Origin of the sequence: Rhodococcus sp. Q1, assembly GCF_004153645.1 — a bacterium.
Classification (GTDB): domain Bacteria; phylum Actinomycetota; class Actinomycetes; order Mycobacteriales; family Mycobacteriaceae; genus Rhodococcus; species Rhodococcus gordoniae.
Genome location: NZ_SDMJ01000003.1, coordinates 77,381 through 95,568, shown reverse-complemented (window position 1 = coordinate 95,568; position 18,188 = coordinate 77,381). Strand labels below are relative to the sequence as shown.

General features: G+C 69.2%; 14 protein-coding genes. 4 read left to right on the top strand and 10 right to left on the bottom strand.

Annotated features, from left to right (window positions below):
- Positions 1-1,539, top strand: coding sequence for an ATP-dependent DNA ligase (locus EQ874_RS08935; protein ID WP_129976565.1), 1,539 nt, complete (start codon positions 1-3; stop codon positions 1,537-1,539).
- A 5-nt stretch (positions 1,540-1,544) separates the two neighbouring features.
- A complete protein-coding gene (locus tag EQ874_RS08930) occupies positions 1,545-2,390 on the top strand; it encodes an NAD-dependent protein deacetylase (protein WP_064063340.1) in 846 nt (281 codons plus the stop codon).
- Positions 2,391-2,396: 6 nt separating this feature from the next.
- Here EQ874_RS08930 and proB read toward each other — a convergent pair whose 3' ends face one another.
- The 9 genes from proB to EQ874_RS08885 form a co-directional block, all read right to left on the bottom strand.
- Positions 2,397-3,500, bottom strand: coding sequence for a glutamate 5-kinase (gene proB / locus EQ874_RS08925; RefSeq protein WP_016935406.1), 1,104 nt, complete (start codon positions 3,498-3,500; stop codon positions 2,397-2,399).
- 51 nt (positions 3,501-3,551) lie between these two features.
- Complete coding sequence (gene obgE / locus EQ874_RS08920) at positions 3,552-5,009, bottom strand: GTPase ObgE (protein WP_064063339.1); 1,458 nt, start codon at positions 5,007-5,009, stop codon at positions 3,552-3,554.
- Between the two features lie 138 nt (positions 5,010-5,147).
- Positions 5,148-5,411 carry a 50S ribosomal protein L27 gene (gene rpmA, locus EQ874_RS08915; RefSeq protein ID WP_016934951.1) on the bottom strand — a complete coding sequence of 88 codons (264 nt, stop codon included), beginning with the start codon at positions 5,409-5,411 and terminating at the stop codon, positions 5,148-5,150.
- Between the two features lie 36 nt (positions 5,412-5,447).
- The gene (gene rplU, locus EQ874_RS08910; protein WP_129976564.1) at positions 5,448-5,759 is read right to left on the bottom strand and encodes a 50S ribosomal protein L21; all 312 of its coding nucleotides are present in this window, start codon (positions 5,757-5,759) and stop codon (positions 5,448-5,450) included.
- A 234-nt stretch (positions 5,760-5,993) separates the two neighbouring features.
- Positions 5,994-9,272, bottom strand: coding sequence for a translation initiation factor IF-2 N-terminal domain-containing protein (locus EQ874_RS08905; protein WP_129976563.1), 3,279 nt, complete (start codon positions 9,270-9,272; stop codon positions 5,994-5,996).
- A gap of 448 nt (positions 9,273-9,720) precedes the next feature.
- A complete protein-coding gene (ndk, locus tag EQ874_RS08900) occupies positions 9,721-10,137 on the bottom strand; it encodes a nucleoside-diphosphate kinase (protein ID WP_016932616.1) in 417 nt (138 codons plus the stop codon).
- Between the two features lie 17 nt (positions 10,138-10,154).
- Positions 10,155-10,559 carry a DUF4233 domain-containing protein gene (locus EQ874_RS08895; RefSeq protein WP_016932615.1) on the bottom strand — a complete coding sequence of 135 codons (405 nt, stop codon included), beginning with the start codon at positions 10,557-10,559 and terminating at the stop codon, positions 10,155-10,157.
- Positions 10,556-11,977: a folylpolyglutamate synthase/dihydrofolate synthase family protein gene (locus EQ874_RS08890; RefSeq protein WP_165369227.1), complete on the bottom strand. Its 1,422-nt coding sequence runs from the start codon at positions 11,975-11,977 to the stop codon at positions 10,556-10,558. The genes EQ874_RS08895 and EQ874_RS08890 overlap by 4 nt, the downstream gene beginning before the upstream one ends.
- Positions 11,974-14,634 (bottom strand): valine--tRNA ligase, encoded by a 2,661-nt coding sequence (locus EQ874_RS08885; protein ID WP_016932613.1) that lies wholly within the window; start codon positions 14,632-14,634, stop codon positions 11,974-11,976. The genes EQ874_RS08890 and EQ874_RS08885 overlap by 4 nt, the downstream gene beginning before the upstream one ends.
- 161 nt (positions 14,635-14,795) lie before the next feature.
- Between EQ874_RS08885 and EQ874_RS08880 the strand changes: the two genes are divergently transcribed.
- A complete protein-coding gene (locus EQ874_RS08880) occupies positions 14,796-15,170 on the top strand; it encodes a YtxH domain-containing protein (RefSeq protein ID WP_129976562.1) in 375 nt (124 codons plus the stop codon).
- Positions 15,171-15,200: 30 nt separating this feature from the next.
- Here EQ874_RS08880 and EQ874_RS08875 read toward each other — a convergent pair whose 3' ends face one another.
- The gene (locus EQ874_RS08875) at positions 15,201-17,195 is read right to left on the bottom strand and encodes a S9 family peptidase (RefSeq protein ID WP_129976561.1); all 1,995 of its coding nucleotides are present in this window, start codon (positions 17,193-17,195) and stop codon (positions 15,201-15,203) included.
- A 124-nt stretch (positions 17,196-17,319) separates the two neighbouring features.
- Here EQ874_RS08875 and thiD point away from each other — a divergent pair, with 124 nt between their 5' ends.
- On the top strand, positions 17,320-18,111 hold the full coding sequence (thiD, locus tag EQ874_RS08870; RefSeq protein WP_064063335.1) for a bifunctional hydroxymethylpyrimidine kinase/phosphomethylpyrimidine kinase: 792 nt from the start codon (positions 17,320-17,322) through the stop codon (positions 18,109-18,111).
- Positions 18,112-18,188 lie beyond the last annotated feature (77 nt).

Sequence of the window (18,188 nt, the reverse complement as noted above, 5' to 3'; positions counted from 1 at the left end):
ATGCTGCTGCACTCGGTTGTCGACACCTCCGTCGCCGTCGCCGCCACACGGTCACGACGCACCAAGATCGACCTGCTACGCGAACTGCTCGACCGTGCCGAACCCCACGAGGTCGAATCGGTGGTCTCATGGCTGTCCGGGGAGATGACACAGGGTCGCCTCGGGGTCGGCTTCCGCACCCTCGCAGCTCTGTCCGCACCGGTCGCCGCGGAGCCGACACTCTCCGTGGACCAGGTCTCGGGCCTGCTCGACCGGCTCGCCGGCATCTCCGGACCCGGATCCGCCGCCGCGCGGCAGCACCTGCTCGTGGAACTGTTCGAGCAGGCCACCGAGGCCGAGCAGCGCTTCCTCGTCGCACTCCTGGGAGGTGAGCTGAGACAGGGGGCTCTCGAAGGGGTCATGACCGATGCGGTCGCGGCTGCGGCCGGTCTCGCGGTGGAGCCGGTCCGCCGGGCGGTGATGTTGTCCGGCCGATTGGCCCAGGCCGCAGCAGCGGCCTTCGAGGGCGGTGTGGACGCCCTCGCCGGGTTCGGCCTCGAACTCGGCCGACCGGTCCGGCCGATGCTCGCCTCCCCCGCCGAATCCCTCGACGCCGCGCTCACCGAGTTCGACGGTGCCGTGAGCGTGGAGTACAAACTCGACGGTGCCCGCATCCAGGTGCACCGCCGGGACGACGCCGTATGGATCTTCACCCGCACCCTGCGCGACATCACCACTTCGGTCCCCGAACTGGTCGATCTCGTACGGGCACTTCCCTGTCGCAGTGTCGTGCTCGACGGCGAGACGCTCGCGCTCACCGATTCCGGGCGTCCCCGGCCGTTCCAGGAGACCATGAGCCGGTTCGGTGCCCGTTCCGAACGCGAACTGCTGTTGCACCCGTATTTCTTCGACTGCCTGCACCTCGACGGCGACGACCTGCTCGACGAGCCGTTGTCGGTACGACTCGACCATCTCGCCCGCGTCGCGGGTGAACATCGCATCCCGACGCTGGTCGCTCCGGACGCCGACAGCGCCGAGGCCCATCTCGGCGACTCGCTCGGCAACGGCCACGAGGGCGTCATGGTGAAGTCGCTCACGTCGACCTATACCGCCGGCCGCCGGGGCCGGGCGTGGCAGAAGGTCAAACCGGAGCACACCCTCGATCTCGTGGTGCTCGCCGCGGAATGGGGATACGGGCGCCGCACCGGTTTCCTGTCGAATCTGCACCTGGGCGCCCGCGACCCGGACGGCGGCCCACCGATCATGGTCGGAAAGACCTTCAAGGGCCTCACCGATGCGTTGCTGCAGTGGCAGACAGAGGAATTCCCGCGGTACGAGTCGCATCGCGACGAGCACACCGTCCACCTCCGACCCGCGATCGTCGTCGAGATCGAACTCGACGGGGTGCAGACCAGCAGCCGATATCCGGGTGGGGTCGCGTTGCGGTTCGCGCGGGTGCTGCGCTACCGACCCGACAAGTCGGCCGGCGACGCCGACACGATCGACGCGGTCCGTGCGCTCCTGCCCACAGCGCCGGTTTCCGGAACCGGCCTACCGTAGATGGGGTGATCGACCTTTCACTCCGCTCCGACGACCTGCACACGCTCCTGCACGGACGTCGGATCGCCGTTCTCACCGGCGCCGGCCTGTCGACGGATTCCGGTATCCCCGACTATCGCGGACCGGACTCGCCCCCGCGCAATCCGATGACCTTCCAGCAGTTCGTCGGCGATGCGGAGTTCCGGCAGCGTTACTGGGCCCGCAACCATGTCGGCTGGAGACACATGGACGCCGCCCGGCCCAACGCCGGGCACCGTGCCCTCGCATCCCTCGAACGCGCCGGATCCGTCGTCGGTGTGATCACCCAGAACGTCGACCTGCTGCACACGAAGGCCGGCAGCCGCCGGGTCGTCGACCTGCACGGCACCTATGCGCAGGTCCGGTGCCTGTCGTGTGAATACCGCATCTCCCGGTTCACGCTGCACGAACGGCTGTGCGCGGCCAATCCGGGATTCGACGACCGGGTCCGCGCGACGACCGGCCTCGAGGTCGCTCCCGACGCCGACGCGGTGGTCACCGACACCGAGGACTTCGTCGTGGTCGACTGCGAGCGCTGCGGCGGGATGCTCAAGCCCGACATCGTGTACTTCGGGGAGACGGTTCCGCGCCCGCGCGTCGATCTCGCTTTTTCCGTCGTGGACGGCGCCGACGCCCTGCTGGTCGCCGGCAGTTCGCTGTCGGTGCAGTCGGGATTGCGTTTCGTGCGCCGCGCCGCGCAGCAGGACATCCCGGTGGTGGTGATCAATCGTGGCGCTACACGCGGTGATGCGCTGGCGACTCTCAAGCTCGACGCCGGCACGTCGGAGACGCTCGCGTTCCTGGCCGATGCGGTGACCGCGCCCGGTCTGTGACGGCGGTCAGACCACCCGCACGAGATCGTCCGCGTGCACGACGGGTCGCTGGAGATCCGGCGGCAGCTGACCCGTGGAGAAGCCGATCATGAAATCGAGTTCGGACGCGTCGTAGGCCACCACACCGCGAGCGACCGTGCGGCCGTCGGGCGCGACGATGCCCACGACGTCGCCGGCGTGGAAACCGCCACTGGTGCCGGTGATCCCGGCAGCGAGCAGCGAGCGGCGCCGTTCCATCACGGCCCGCACGGCACCCTCGTCGAGATACAGCGAACCGTGCACGTCGGCGGCGTGACGCACCCAGAAGCGCCGCGCGGACAGGCGCTGGGGACGAGCGGCGAAGGCCGTGCCGACGTCGGCGGCGGCAAGAGCGCGGTCGGCCTGGGAGGCCGCGGCGAGCAGCACCGGCACCCCGGAATCCGCCGCGAGGCGGGCCGCGGACAGTTTCGACGCCATGCCACCGGTGCCGAGAGCCCCACCCGATCCGGCGACCACGCCGTCCAGATCCTCGGGGGTGCGCACCTCGGGGATGAGGTTCGCGGCGCCCTTACGCGGATCACCGTCGTACAGGCCGTCGACGTCGGAGAGCAGGATCAGCGCGTCGGCGCCGATGAGATGCGCGACCAGCGCGGCGAGGCGGTCGTTGTCGCCGAAGCGCAGTTCGACGGTGGCGACGGTGTCGTTCTCGTTGACCACCGGAACCGCCCCGAGCGAGCGCAGGCGGTCGAGCGTGCGTTGCGCGTTGCGGTGCTGGGTGCGCCGGCCGATGTCGTCGGCGGTGAGCAGCACCTGGCCCACGGTGCGGTCGTAGCGGGCGAAGGAGGTACCCCACGCGTGGGCGAGGGCGAGTTGCCCGACGCTCGCCGCGGCCTGTTTCGTCGCGAGATCCCGCGGCCTGCTGGTCAGGCCGAGGGGTGCGAGACCGGCACCGACGGCGCCGGACGAGACCACGACGACGCTCGCGCCCGTGCCGATCCGGCCTTCGATGGCGTCGACGAGACGGTCGAGCCTGCTGCGATCGAGCCCACCCACCAGGCTCGTGATCGCCGACGACCCGATCTTGACCACTACGCTGCGGGCCTGGGAGATGACCTCCCGAGTGTCGCTCATGTTCTCCTCGGTACGCTTCGGACTTCCTGATCGATGGGAAGGCGGGGCCGGCTACTCGAACTCGTCGTCGGTGGCCAGGCCGCGGCGCACCTTCTTGGCGTGGCGGCGTTCGGCGGCGCCGACGCGGTCGACCTGATCGAGACGGGCATCGGTGCCGCGACCGGTCGGCACGACATCCACGCCGGCCTGCGTCTGCGGTTCCCACTCGAAGCCGACCTCGCCGATGGTGACCCAGCATCCGGGTTCCGCGCCGAGCTTGACGAGCTTGTCCTCGACCCCGAGACGTGCGAGGCGGTCGGCGAGATAACCCACCGCTTCGTCGTTGTCGAAGGCCGTCTGGCGCACCCACCGCTCGGGACGTGTGCCCTGCACGACGAATCCGCCGGGCACCTCGGGATCGCGGACCACGGTGAAGGCCTCCTCGTCGCGGGCGACGGGACGGATCACCGGGCGGGTGGGCGCGGCCGGAGGATGCGCCGCCCGGTACTCGTCGACCATCTTCGCGAGGGCGAACGTCAAGGGGCGCAGCCCGTCGCGGCTCACGGCCGAGATCGTGAAGACCGGCCATCCGCGCGCCTCGAGTTCGGGGGTGACGAACTCGGCGAGTTCCTTCGCGTCGGGCACGTCGGCCTTGTTCAGGATCACGATGCGGGGACGCTCGGCCAGGTCGCCGAGTCCGCTGTCGCCCGACAGGGCAGGCTGGTAGGCAGCGAGTTCGGCCTCGAGCGCGTCGATGTCGGAGATCGGGTCGCGGCCGGGTTCGAGGGTCGCGCAGTCGACGACGTGTGCGAGTACGGCACAGCGCTCGAGATGCCGCAGGAAGTCGAGGCCGAGACCGCGACCCTCGCTCGCACCGGGGATCAGACCCGGCACGTCGGCAACGGTGAAGGTCGTGTCGCCCGACTGCACCACACCGAGATTCGGCACGAGAGTGGTGAACGGATAATCGGCGATCTTCGGCTTGGCCGCCGAGAGCACCGACACGAGAGACGACTTGCCGGCCGACGGGAAGCCCACGAGGCCGACGTCGGCGACGGACTTCAACTCGAGGACGAGATCCAGTTCCTCGCCTTCTTCACCGAGCAACGCGAAACCGGGTGCCTTGCGCGCCTTCGACGCGAGCGCAGCATTTCCGAGACCACCGCGACCACCGTGCGCGGCCACGAAACGCGTACCGGTTCCCACGAGATCGGCGAGGATCCGGCCTTGGCCGTCGAGCACGACGGTGCCGTCGGGAACCTTCAGGACGAGGTCGCCGCCGTTGGCACCGTTGCGGTGCCCGCCGGCGCCCTGGGCCCCGTTGGTCGCCTTCGCGTGCTGGTGGAAGTGGAAGTCGAGCAGGGTGTGGACATTGCGGTCGACCTCGAGGACGACGTCGCCGCCGTTGCCTCCGTTACCCCCGTCGGGGCCGCCGAGCGGCTTGAACTTCTCGCGGTGGACGGAGGCGCAGCCGTTGCCGCCCTTGCCGGCGCTGACGTGCAGCACCACCCGGTCGATGAAGCGGGACATGGGTGGACCTTCTCTCGTCCTAAGAACAAACGTGGTGATCAACGCAACAAGGGCGGGTCAGGGTGTGCGACCCTGGCCCGCCCCTATTGGGAGTATGTCGCGGGAGATGTCCCCGCGGTGTCCGTACCGGACGGCAGATCAGGCGTCTGCCGTAGCCGGAACGATGTTGACGGTCTTGCGACCGCGCTTGGTACCGAACTCGACGGCACCGGCCGCGAGAGCGAACAGCGTGTCGTCGCCGCCGCGTCCCACGTTCACGCCGGGGTGGAAGTGGGTGCCGCGCTGGCGCACGATGATCTCGCCGGCGTTGACGGCCTGGCCACCGAAGCGCTTGACGCCGAGTCGCTGTGCGTTCGAATCGCGACCGTTACGGGAGCTGGATGCACCCTTCTTGTGTGCCATGACGAACCCTCCTGGGGTTGAAGCTCGAAGCTCGGTTTACTTGATGCCGGTGACCTTGACGACCGTCAGCTTCTGACGGTGGCCCTGGCGCTTGTGGTACCCGGTCTTGTTCTTGAACTTGTGGATGCGGATCTTCGGGCCCTTGGTGTGCTCGACGATCTCGCCGGTGACCGAGATCTTGGCCAGCTTGTCGGCGTCGGTGGTCAGTTCGGATCCGTCGACGACGAGGACCGGGGCAAGCGAGACAGCAGCGCCGGGCTCACCCTCGATCTTCTCGACCTTGACGAGGTCGCCTTCAGCGACCTTGTACTGCTTACCGCCGGTCTTGACGATCGCGTACGTTGCCATCGGACGGCTACCCCTTGCTTCTTCGAACGTGCTCGCGCCACAGTGCTGCGGACGCGACTGGTCTGGTGTGGTTGCTGCCTCGGGTCCCGCCGGCATCCTGAATCCGGACGCGGCTGGGCACTATCGCCGAGTAGCGACTGAACAAGATTACGGGAAGGTGACTCCCAGGGTCAAACCGGGCGGCGTGGTCGTGCCGCTTCCGGGCCGGTCGTGGACCGGCCCGGAAGCGGAAGGTCACGCCTCGGCGTCGACGGGCGGACCCGCGGGACGCCCCGCGGCGCGCCGCGAACGCGGCCGCCGCACGATCTCCACCGGCGTCTCCACCGGTGTGCTCGGCGGGGACTCCGGCTCGGCTCCGGTAGAAGCGTCGGCCGTGACGGGGACGACGAACACCGTGGCTTCCGGCCCGGTCTCCCCGGCAGGCGCGGCGGCTGCCCGGGCGACCCTGCGTGCACGGCGGCGACGCGGGGCCGGTTCTGCGGCGCCGGCGGAAGCCGCTCCGTCGGTGCTCTGTGCGGATTCGGAGCCGGCAGCCGCCGTTGCGGCAGCCTCGGACACGGCGGTCTCCGCGACCGCGGACTCGGCCGCTGCGACCTCTGCTTCGATCTCGGCGGGCTCGTCGGAGGCGGTCGTCACCGTGGTGGCGTCCTCCCCGGCGACGGAGCCCTTCGTCGGTGCGGCGACCTTCTCCGGCTCGACGGCATTCAACGGCTCGGTGACCTTGACCGGATCGACCTCGGCGGCCGGCGCCGTCCCGGTCGCCGACGCTTCCTCGGCCGGTGCCGAATTGTGTGCGGCCATCGCGAGCGCCACAGGATGCGGTGCACGCTTGACCACCTCGTCGGGCGAATGCGTGGGCGTCTCGGCGGCGGGCTCCTGCGAGCTCTTGTCGCGTCCGCGCTTGCGGCGCGAACCGCCACCGGACGAACGACCCGAATCGTCCGAGGACTTCGACTCGATCGGCTCCGAATGCACGATGAGGCCACGACCACCGCAGTGTTCGCAGGTGGTGGAGAACGCCTCGACGAGACCGGTCCCGAGCCGCTTACGCGTCATCTGGACCAGGCCGAGCGAGGTGACCTCCGAGACCTGGTGGCGGGTGCGGTCCCGGCCGAGTGCCTCGGTCAGGCGCCGCAGCACGAGATCGCGGTTGGACTCGAGCACCATGTCGATGAAGTCGACGACGATCATGCCGCCGATGTCGCGCAGGCGCATCTGCCGGACGATCTCCTCGGCCGCCTCGAGGTTGTTACGGGTGACCGTCTCCTCGAGATTGCCGCCGAAACCGGTGAACTTGCCGGTATTGACATCGATGACGGTCATCGCCTCGGTGCGGTCGATGACGAGCGTGCCGCCGGAGGGCAGCCACACCTTGCGGTCGAGTGCCTTCGCGAGCTGCTCGTCGATGCGGTGCGCGCCGAAGACGTCCACCGAGTTCTCCGAGCGGTAGCGCTCGACGCGAGGCAGCAGGTCGGGCGCGACCGTGCGGATGTAGCTCTCGACGGTGTTCCACGCAGAGTCGCCCTCGATGACGAGCTTGGAGAAGTCCTCGTTGAACAGGTCGCGCACGACCTTGACGAGCAGATCCGGCTCCTCGTAGAGGGTTTTCGGCTGTCCCGAGGCGTCGGCCTGCAGCTTCTCGGACTGCTCACGGATCGCCTCCCACTGCGTCTGCAGCCGGGTGACGTCGCGCGAGAGTTCCTCCTCGCTCACGCCCTCGGCAGCGGTGCGGATGATCACGCCCGCCTCGGCCGGGACGATCTCGCGGAGGACGTCCTTGAGACGTTTGCGCTCGGTGTCGGGCAGTTTGCGGCTGATGCCCGTGGACGATCCACCCGGCACGTACACCAGGAAGCGTCCGGCCAGGCTGATCTGGGTGGTCAGACGCGCACCCTTGTGGCCGACCGGGTCCTTGCTGACCTGCACGACCACCTGGTCGCCGGGCTTGAGGGCCTGTTCGATCTTGCGCGAGTTGCCGCCGAGGCCCGCGGCCTCCCAGTTCACCTCGCCGGCGTAGAGCACGCCGTTGCGTCCGCGGCCGATGTCGATGAACGCGGCCTCCATGGACGGCAGCACGTTCTGCACGCGGCCCAGGTAGATGTTGCCGACCATCGATGCCGACCCGGAGGTCGTGACGAAGTGCTCGACGAGGATGCCGTCCTCGAGCACGGCGACCTGCGTCATTCCCGCATGGGCGCCACCTGTGCGCTCACGCACGACCATCACCCGGTCGACGGCCTCACGACGCGCGAGGAACTCGGACTCGGTGAGGATCGGGGGCCGACGGCGACCCGCCTCGCGGCCGTCGCGGCGACGCTGACGCTTCGCCTCGAGACGCGTCGAACCGCTGATGCCCTGGACCTCGTCCTTGACGCGGCTCTTCGGACGCGGCTCCCGCTCGTGGACGACCGTGGGAACCGAGTCGTCCTCGGTGCTCGCGGTGTCGGTGTCGGCGGAACCGCGACGACGACGGCGGCGACGACGACGACGCGACGTCCCGCCCTGCTCGTCGTCCTCGTCGTGCTCGTCGGTGCTCTGCTCGTCGCCCGAGGTCGATTCCTCGGTGGTGTCCTTCTCGGTGGAGGACGTGTCCTCGGCGGGGGACTCCTCCGCCTCCGCGGCGGACGACTCGGTGTCCTCCCCGGTCGCCGTGGTCTCGTCCTGCTCGATGTCGGTGCCGTCCCCACGGCCCCGCCCACGACCGCGACGTCCGCGACGACGGCGACGCGGCTGGTCGTCCTGGTCTTCCTCGGCCTGCGACGAGGTCGCCTCCTCGGTGGACTCGGCGGCGGCCGTTTCGGCGGACTCGGCGGGCTGCTGCTCTTCCTCTGCCACCGGCTGCTCGGCGTCCTTGCCGCGACGCGCACGTCGCCGCCGCGGACGGGTCTCCTCCTCGGCGGGCGAGGGTACCTCGGGCTGCAGGAACAGCGGCGCGGCGACGATCGACTCGGTCGTGGTGGACGGCTCGGGCATCTCGAACAGCGGCGTGCTCTGCTCCACGGACGTGAACAGCCCGGTGGGTCCTCCGACGGACGGGGTCTCCACTGCCTGCGGCGCGGTCTCGTCCGAGGCCTTCTCGGCGGGCCGGAGCTCTCCGCTCTCGACCGGCACAGCCTCGGCGCTCTCGACCGGCACAGCCTCGGCAGTCTCCTCTGCCTCTGCCTTCGCGGGCTCGGGCGCCGTCTCGGCTGCGCGCTCGGGGGTGTGCTCTGCTGCGGGCTCGGCGGCTGGGGCTTCGGGAGCCGCTTCGGCTTCCTGCACTGCAGGCTCGGGCGTACCTGTATCGCTCAGCGCGGCGTGCAGGCCCTCCGCGACGTCGCGAGGGAGCGTCGAGTGCGCACTGCGCAGCTCGGTGCCACGCTCGGCGGCTTTCGCGATCACCTGCTTACTGGTCAGCCCCAGCAACTTGGCGAGGGCATGGACGCGGATCTTGGCAGGCAGACCGAGGAGGTTTCGTCCCTCTGCGTCCGACGCTTCGATCGAGTTGTCTTCCGGCGGCTCTTGATCGGCCACGTAGGTCTCCTAAGGCCCCCGGGCGCGTCCACCACCGACTACAGCGATGTGAGCGGCCACGCGGGGGCGCAGCTTGTGTACTCGCGCCGGGTGGGCGCGAGTCCTTCCGGTCTCGCATCGCGCGGTCGTCCGGTGCCCGTTTTCACTGCACGGCCGAGCAATGCCTGGCTTGATCGCGGGTCGAGCGCCGGAACATCCAGCGTGCCGCCGAGCGAGGGTGTCTCCTTCGTCCTCGGCCACAGCGATGTCGGGCATCGATCCGTGATGTCGTTCGGCCGCTCCGCACGCGGTGTGTGCGGGGCAACCTCTGCCAGTATCCCACACGGAGATGTCCGGATACGCCAACGGCGCCCCGGAGGGCGCCGTCGGGGGTGTCGGGAAGCGCGAAGCGCGACGCCCGAACGGTTTCGTGGCCGACACGCCAGGCGCGCCGGCCGGTGCAGGGTTGCTATTTCGCCAGGGCGGGGAACCAGAGAGCGATCTCGCGCTCGGCGGACTCCACCGAGTCGGAGCCGTGGACCAGGTTCTCGCCCGGATCCAGGCCGAGATCGCCGCGGATCGAGCCGGGAACGGCCTTCTCGACCGGATCGGTGCCACCGGCGAGCTGCCGGAAGGCTGCGATCGCGCGGGGGCCTTCGAGGACCGCCGCCACGAGCGGACCACCGGTGATGAACTCGATCAGCGAGGGGTAGAAGGGCTTGCCCTCGTGTTCCGCGTAGTGCGCTCCGGCGACCTCCTCGGTCGCCGTACGCAGCTCGAGAGCCACGATGTCCAGACCCTTCCGCTCGATGCGCGCGAGGATCTCTCCGACATGACGGCGTGCGACGCCGTCGGGCTTGATCAGTACCAGGGTCCGCTCAGTCACGCGACAAGCCTAGAGGTTCAGTCCCGCTGGCCCGGGAGCAGACCCCTGGATTCGCGATCCCTGATGTCTTTACGCAGGTAGAAGATGTACGCCCATACCACGGCGAAGAGCACGCCCACCGCGCCGAACGCGAGGTCGACGAAGAAACCCAGCACGGCGAGCACCTGCAGGGTGATGTTGAACGGGATCGCCCACGACTTCTTCTGCACCCCGGCGCCGAGGAACATCAGGACGGCGAGGCCCACGACGTAGGTCGTCGACCACGCGCTCAGTCCCCCACCGACGGTCGCGATGACCGGCAGCACCAGCAGGACCACGATCGCCTCGAGCACGAGTGTTCCCGCCATCACGCCCCGGAAACCCTTCCAGGGGTCCGTCGTCGGCGGCCGGAACTTCTGTTCCTCCGGCTTGTCGTTGCTCACGCGGGATCCTTTCCGAACAGACTGCGGGCCGCACCTGCGGTCACCACCGAACCGGTGACCACGACCCCGGCGCCCGACACCGCTTCGCCGGGCTCGCCGACCTCCTCCGCGATCGCGATCGCGGTCTCGATCGCATCCGGGAGCGTCGCCGCGGTGACGACCCGTTCGTCGCCGAATCGGGCGACGGCGATGTTCGCGAGATCGTCGACGTCCATCGCCCGCGGCGACCCGTTGTGCGTGACGACGATCTCGTCGAAGACCGGTTCGAGCGCCTCGATCAGACCCGCGACGTCCTTGTCGGCCATCACGCTCACGACGCCCACGAGCTTGCGGAAGTCGAACTCCTGGGCGAGCGCGGCCGCCAGGGCCTTCGCGCCGTGCGGGTTGTGCGCGGCGTCTAGGAAGACGGTGGGTGCATTGCGCACTCGTTCGAGCCGGCCCGGTGTGGTCACCGACGCGAACGCGTCGCGCACCGCCTCCACGTCGAGCTGCTTGCCGGGGCCCGCCCCGAAGAACGCCTCGACCGCGGCCAGCGCGACCGACGCGTTGTGGGCCTGGTGCTCGCCGTGGAGCGGCAGGAAGATGTCGGTGTAGAGACCGCCGAGACCCTGCAGGTCGATCTGCTGTCCGCCGACGGCGACCGCGCGCCGGACCACCGCGAACTCGGAGCCCTGACGGGCCACGGCCGCGTCGGCTTCGACGGCCTGCCGCAGCAGCACGTCCATCGCCTCGGGTTCCTGCTGCGCGATGATCGTCACGGTGTCGCGGGGCACGAGACCGTCGTCCGGTGCCTTCTTGATGATCCCGGCCTTCTCCCCCGCGATCTCTGTGAGGGTGTCACCGAGATAGCCGGTGTGGTCGATACCGATGGGAGTGATCACCGCGACCTGCCCGGTGACGACGTTGGTGGCGTCCCAGCGTCCGCCGAGACCCACCTCGACGACGGCGACGTCGACCGGGGCATCGGCGAAGGCCGCGAACGCCATTGCGGTGGTCACCTCGAACTTGCTCATCTTCGGCCCACCGGCCGCCTCGGACTGCTCGTCGATCATCCGGACGTACGGTTCGATGTCGCGGTAGGTGTCGACATAGGTGCGCGGCGAGACCGGGGCACCGTCGATGCTGATCCGCTCGGTCGCGAGCTGCAGGTGCGGGCTCGTCGTGCGACCGACCCGGTGATGCATGCGCGTGAGCAACGCATCGATCATCCGGGTGGTCGACGTCTTGCCGTTGGTGCCTGCCACATGGATCGACGGGTAGCTGTTCTGCGGCGACCCGAGAATGTCCATGAGCGCGGCGATCCGCGCCAGGGACGGTTCGATCTTCGTCTCCGGCCACCGCTTGTCGAGTTCGGCCTCGACGAGCGTCAGTTCGGCGAGGTCCACCGGGGACGGCGACCCCGGGGTATCGGTGCTCACGCCGCGCCCAGCTCCTTCAGCCGCGCGGTGATCCGCGCGATCTCCTCTTCGGCGATCTGCTTGCGACCGCGGATCTTCTCGACCACCTGATCGGGTGCCTTGGCGAGGAACGCTTCGTTCGACAGTTTCCCCGAGGTGCCCGCCAGTTCCTTCTCCGCGACGGCGAGATCCTTTCGCAGGCGCGCGATCTCGGCGCCGACGTCGATGCTGCCGGAGGTGTCGAGCTCGACGGTGACCGTCGCGCGGCTCAACCGGACCTCGATCGACGCCGTGGCCGAGAACGAGTCCTCCGGCTCGGTCAGGCGCGCGAGCGACTGCACGGCCGGCACCTGGGCGACGAGATCCGCGTCCTCGACGTCGACGAGCCGGGCCGCCACCTTCTGCGACGGCTTGAGGCCCTGGTCGCTCCGGAATCGGCGGATCTCGGTGACGAGCTTCTGCAGGTCGGCGACACGCTGCGCCGCGGTGTCGTCGGTGGGCACTCCGGACGTCTCGGGCCAGGACGCGATCACCACGGACTCGCCGCCGGTGAGCACCTTCCACAAGGTCTCGGTGACGAACGGGATGACCGGGTGCAGTAGGCGCAGCAGCTGGTCGAGGACGGTGCCGAGCACGACCTTGGTGCCGTCGGCGTGAACGCTGCCCTCGGCGAGCTGGACCTTGGCGAGCTCGAGATACCAGTCGCAGACCTCGTCCCACGCGAAGTGGTAGAGCGCCTCGCACGCCTTGGAGAACTCGTAGTGGTCGAAGGCGGCGTCGACCTCGGTGCGCACCTGCTCGAGGCGGTCGAGGATCCATCGGTCGGCGTCGGTCAGCTGCTCGCGGGCGGGGAGCTCGCCGATCACCGCACCGTTCATGAGCGCGAACTTGGTCGCGTTGAACAGCTTGTTCGCGAAGTTGCGCGACGACTGGGCGTGGTCCTCACCGACGGCGAGGTCGCCGCCGGGGTTCGCACCACGCGCCAGCGTGAAGCGCAGGGCGTCGGCGCCGAAGCGCTCGACCCAGTCGAGCGGGTCGATGCCGTTGCCGCGCGATTTGGACATCTTCTTGCCGAACTGGTCGCGGACCAGGCCGTGCAGGAACAGATCCCGGAACGGCACCTGCGCCTGGTGCACGGCGTCGTCGCCCGACACGTAGGTGCCGAACATCATCATGCGCGCGACCCAGAAGAACAGGATGTCGTAGCCGGTGACGAGAACGCTGGTGGGATAGAACTTGTCGAGTTCGGGGGTTTTCTCCGGCCAGCCCATCGTCGAGAACGGCCACAGACCGGACGAGAACCACGTGTCGAGCACGTCCGGGTCCTGCTCCCAGCCGTCGGGTGCGGTCTCGTCGGGGCCGAAGCACTGGACCTCTCCGTTCGGGCCGTACCAGATCGGGATGCGGTGACCCCACCACAGCTGACGCGAGATGCACCAGTCGTGCATGTTGTCGACCCAATCGAACCAGCGCGGTTCCTGGCTCGCGGGGTGGATGACGGTGTGGCCGTTGCGCACTGCGTCACCGGCGGCCTTCGCGAGCTTGTCGACCTTGACCCACCACTGCATCGACAGGCGCGGTTCGATGGTCTCGCCGGACCGCTCGGAGTGGCCGACGCTGTGCAGATAGGGGCGCTTCTCGGCGACGACGCGTCCCTGCGCGGCGAGTTCCTCGCGGATCGCGACGCGTGCCTCGAAGCGGTCCATGCCGTCGAAGCGCGTACCCGAATCGGCGATGCGACCGGCCTTGTCCATGATCGTGGGCATCGGCAGGTCGTGCCGCAGACCCATCTCGAAGTCGTTGGGGTCGTGCGCAGGCGTGATCTTCACTGCGCCCGTACCGAATTCGGGGTCGACGTAGTCGTCGGCGATGATCGGGATCTGCCGCCCCGTGATGGGATGCTCGAGCGTGGTGCCGATGATGTCCTTGTAGCGCTCGTCCTCGGGGTGGACCGCGACCGCGGTGTCGCCGAGCATCGTCTCGACGCGGGTGGTGGCGACGATCACGTGCGGCTCGTCGTCGTTCAGGGAGCCGTAGCGCAGGGAGACGAGTTCGCCCTCGACCTCCTCGAACTTCACCTCGATGTCGGAGATCGCGGTCTGCAGCACGGGCGACCAGTTGACCAGTCGCTCGGCGCGGTAGATCAGGCCCTCGTCGTAGAGGCGCTTGAACATCACCTGGACAGCGCGGGAAAGCCCCTCGTCCATGGTGAAGCGGTCGCGCGACCAGTCGACGCCGTCGCCGATACGACGCATCTGGCCCTGGATCGTGCCGCCCGACTCGGCCTTCCACTGCCAGACCTTGTCGATGAAGGCCTCGCGGCCGAGGTCCTCCTTTTTCTTGCCGTCGGTGGCGAGCTGCTTCTCGACGACGGTCTGGGTGGCGATACCGGCATGATCCATGCCGGGCAGCCACAGCACCTCGTAGCCCTGCATGCGCTTCCGGCGGGAGAGTGCGTCCATGAGGGTGTGGTCGAGGGCGTGACCCATGTGCAGGCTGCCGGTGACGTTCGGCGGCGGCAGGACGATCGAGTACCCGGGCTTGTCGCTCGTAGGGTCGGCCTCGAAGTAGCCGGCGTCCACCCACTGCTGGTAGAGCTCCGCTTCGACGGCGCTGGGGTCCCAGCTCTTGGGAAGGGCGTCGGCGGGGTTCTGCGAGTTCTCTGGCGCACTGGTCACCCGTCAATCGTAAGCGTCGGACGCGAACCTCCTGGACAGGGGCCACGAGAGAACCGGACAGGGGCGGCGACCGGAGGGTGTGGCCCGGTCCCCGACCGGGTATCGCATTGCCGGGCCGCCGAATGCGCGGACGCCGAACTGACAGGACGGAGGACCCCGTCATGATGCGGGCATTGATCTTCGCTGCAGGTGCAGCTGCGGGATTCGTCGCGGGGACCCGGGCGGGCCGCGAGACGTACGACAAGATGCGGGGACGTTCGAACGAGCTGTGGCACAACCCGGCGGTACAGGACAAGGTCATACCTGCCGTACAGGACAAGGTGAACGAAGCGGCCTCCGTCGTGAAGGAGAAGGCACCACAGCTCCAGGAGACGGTGGGCGGTCTCGCCGAGAAGGTCACCCACCGCGGTCAGAGCGGGTCCGGCCAACACGCGGCGACGCACACCGGCTCGTCTACGAGTGAGTCGACCCCGGCCACCGACGAGCCCACTCGTCCGCCCGCCTCGCCCGGCGACCAGCCGCGACCGCCCGCGTAACAGGCGGTCGACACCCCCGGACGTTCTCGGTCAGCCCAGCTCGGCCGGCAGGTCGAGCGGGCGGCCGAGCACGTGCTCCGACAGGAATGCTTCGACCGTGCGGTACCAGATCTTCGAATGCTGCGGCTGTAGCACCCAGTGGTTCTCGGACGGAAAGTACAGGAACCGGTGGACGGTGGTGCCGTCGTCCTCGGCGGGCAGCCCCGATTCGTCGAGCAGCTCGTACCACAGGCGCAGTGCTTCGCCGATGGGGACGCGATAGTCCTTGTCGCCGTGGATGACGAGCATGGGCGTGACGATATCGGCGACGAACAGGTGCGGTGAGTTCTCGACGGCCATCTCCGGGGTCATCTCCCGTTGCCAGTACCAGGCCACGTCGGTGGTCGGGGTGAACTGGTCCAGCGCCCACAGACCGGCGTGGGTGACGACCGCCCGGAACCGGTCGGTGTGACCGGCGATCCAGTTGGCCAGATATCCGCCGAACGAGCCACCCATCACCGCGGTCCGGTCCTCGTCGATGTCGTTCCGCGCGACCGCGGCGTCGGTGATCGCCATGAGATCGGTGTACGGTTCGCGTCCCCAGCGTCCCCAGCCGCGCCGGATGAAGGCGTCGCCGTATCCCGTGGACAGTGCGGGGTCCGGCAACAGCACCGCGTAGCCCCGGGCGACGAGAAGCCACGGGTTCCAGCGCCACGACCATGTGTTCCAGCTGCTCAGCGGTCCACCGTGCACCCACAGCAGCAGCGGTGCGGGGTCGGCGGCGGACGCGGTGTGCGGGAGCGCAAGCCATGCCCGCACCGGCGTGCCGTCGGCGGCGTCGGTGGTCGTTTCCACGAGGCGGCCCGGCAGTTCCGGGAGCGCAGCGGGAGCGGGCAGGGGCGTGACGGTGCCGGCGCCGGGTCCGGTCAGGTCGATGCGCACGGGATGTGGCGGTGCGTCGTACGAGGCCCTCAGCGCGTACGCACGGTTGCCGTCGGGCGCGAGGTGGACATGGGTGTAGGCGGCGTCGTCCGTGGTGACGCGGACGGGCTGCGCGTCTCCGAGCCGCTGGACGAAGACCGGTGCGCGTCCGTGATCGTCGGCGGTGAGCACGAGACCGGACCCGTCGGGCAGCCAGGCCACCGAAGTGGGACGCCGGTCCCACTCGGGGGCTTCGATATCGGTGGCTCCGGAGGCGATGTCGAGGACGCGGACGGTCACCTGCGGCGGGTTCTCGGCGTCGCCGATCGACTCGTGCAGATAGGCGAGTTTGCGTCCGTCCCGGGAGAGCGACGGATGTGTCGCGTCGCCGGTCTCGTCGTCGACGAGCGGGGTGCGCAGACCGGTGCCGAGATCGATCCGCACGACGGTGACGCGGCGCGAGGCGAGCGGACCGGGGACCACCCAGGTGGCCGCGGCGAACGAACCGTCCGCAGCGACATCGAGGTGGGCGTCGCGCAGCGACCCGCGGATCCCCGGGGTGAGATCGGTGAACCCGTCGCCGCTGTTGTCCGGGAGGAGCAGATGCGGCTGGTCGGGTCCGAGATCGTGATCCCAGTAGCGCACCGGATAGCCGGCATGCAGCACGGCGGTGACCGCACCGTCCTTGCGGGCGTCCCGGATCCGTTCGTCGTCGGACTCGCTGTGGCCGAGAACGGACGCGAGCAGGACCGTCCTGTCGGCGTGCGACGCCGCACACACCGACGCGAACCCACCCTTCCGGGATCCGATCTGCTCGGCCTCCCCGCCGGCCACGGGCAGTCGCCACAGCGACACCGGCGGGTCGTCCGTACCGCGGGCGGCGGTGAAGAGCAGGTCGCCGGTCGCGGTGAAGGTCGGGTTCGACTCCCCCGTGGCGCCGTGGGTCAGGCGCCGCGCCGGGGTATCGCCGGCGGGATCCACCTCCCACAACGCGCCCGTGTACGAGGTGGCCTTGTCGTCGAGCGTCGACTGCGTGATCACCAGGCGGTTCCCGTCCGGAGACATCGTGAGGGAGGTGACGCGGGGTAGCGCCAGGTAGTCGTCGAGCTCGTCGAAGGCCGTCATGCCTGGACGATATCGGGAGCGGCGGTGGGCGGTCCGCAGGTGGCACCGGGTTCGTCTGTAACCTGGTCGTCCGGCGGGTACATCCCGCGGAAACGCCGTCTCCCCGTCCGAACGGAGCACTCACATGGTCGACCTCGCATACGTCATCGCCGGCTCGGAAGCGACCGGTGGCGCCGGTCTGCAGGTCGACCTCAAGACGTTCCAGCAGCTGGGTGTGTACGGCGTGGGCACCACGACGTGCATCGTCTCGTTCGATCCGAAGAACGACTGGGGCCACCGCTTCTTCCCCGTCCCGGCCGAGGTGATCGCCGACCAGATCGAGGCAGCAACCGCCGCTCACGACCTCGACGTGGTGAAGATCGGCATGCTGGGCACACCCGCGACGATCGATGTGGTCGCCGAGGGCCTGGAGAAGCAGTCCTGGCGGCACGTCGTGCTCGACCCGGTCCTGATCTGCAAGGGCCAGGAAGCCGGGGCGGCGCTCGACACCGACAACGCGTTGCGCGCGCAGGTGCTGCCCCATGCCACGGTCGTCACCCCGAACCTGTTCGAGGCTCGCATGCTGTCCGGTATGGACGACATCACCTCCGTCGACCAGCTCGTCGAGGCGGCACGTCGCATCCACGATCTCGGCCCGCAGTACGTCGTGGCGAAGGGCGGCGTCGAACTCGACGGCGAGGACGCCGTCGACGTCCTGTTCGACGGTTCCGAGGTCACCCTGCTGACGGCACCGAAGGTCGGCAACGAGCGGGTGTCCGGCGCCGGCTGCACCCTCGCGGCCGCGATCACGGCCGAACTCGCGAAGGGCGGGTCGGTCGCCGACGCCGCGGCCCGCGCCAAGGATTTCGTCACCGCGGGGATCAAGGCGCGGGTGTCCGCCAACACCCCGTTCGACACCGTCTGGCAAGGCGCCTGATTCCTCGGTTCGCCGAAACCGATTCCAAGACAAAAGCATTCGCGATCCGATTCGTCATCCGCTGCGGCAATTGCTGT

Excerpts from the sequence above, each read along its gene's own strand:
- rpmA (WP_016934951.1), bottom strand. The coding sequence starts at position 5,411 with ATGGCACACAAGAAGGGTGCATCCAGCTCCCGTAACGGTCGCGATTCG.
- proB (WP_016935406.1), bottom strand. The coding sequence starts at position 3,500 with ATGAGCGACACTCGGGAGGTCATCTCCCAGGCCCGCAGCGTAGTGGTC.
- thiD (WP_064063335.1), top strand. The coding sequence starts at position 17,320 with ATGGTCGACCTCGCATACGTCATCGCCGGCTCGGAAGCGACCGGTGGC.
- rplU (WP_129976564.1), bottom strand. The coding sequence starts at position 5,759 with ATGGCAACGTACGCGATCGTCAAGACCGGCGGTAAGCAGTACAAGGTC.
- EQ874_RS08880 (WP_129976562.1), top strand. The coding sequence starts at position 14,796 with ATGATGCGGGCATTGATCTTCGCTGCAGGTGCAGCTGCGGGATTCGTC.
- obgE (WP_064063339.1), bottom strand. The coding sequence starts at position 5,009 with ATGTCCCGCTTCATCGACCGGGTGGTGCTGCACGTCAGCGCCGGCAAG.
- EQ874_RS08875 (WP_129976561.1), bottom strand. The coding sequence starts at position 17,195 with ATGACGGCCTTCGACGAGCTCGACGACTACCTGGCGCTACCCCGCGTC.
- EQ874_RS08935 (WP_129976565.1), top strand. The coding sequence starts at position 1 with ATGCTGCTGCACTCGGTTGTCGACACCTCCGTCGCCGTCGCCGCCACA.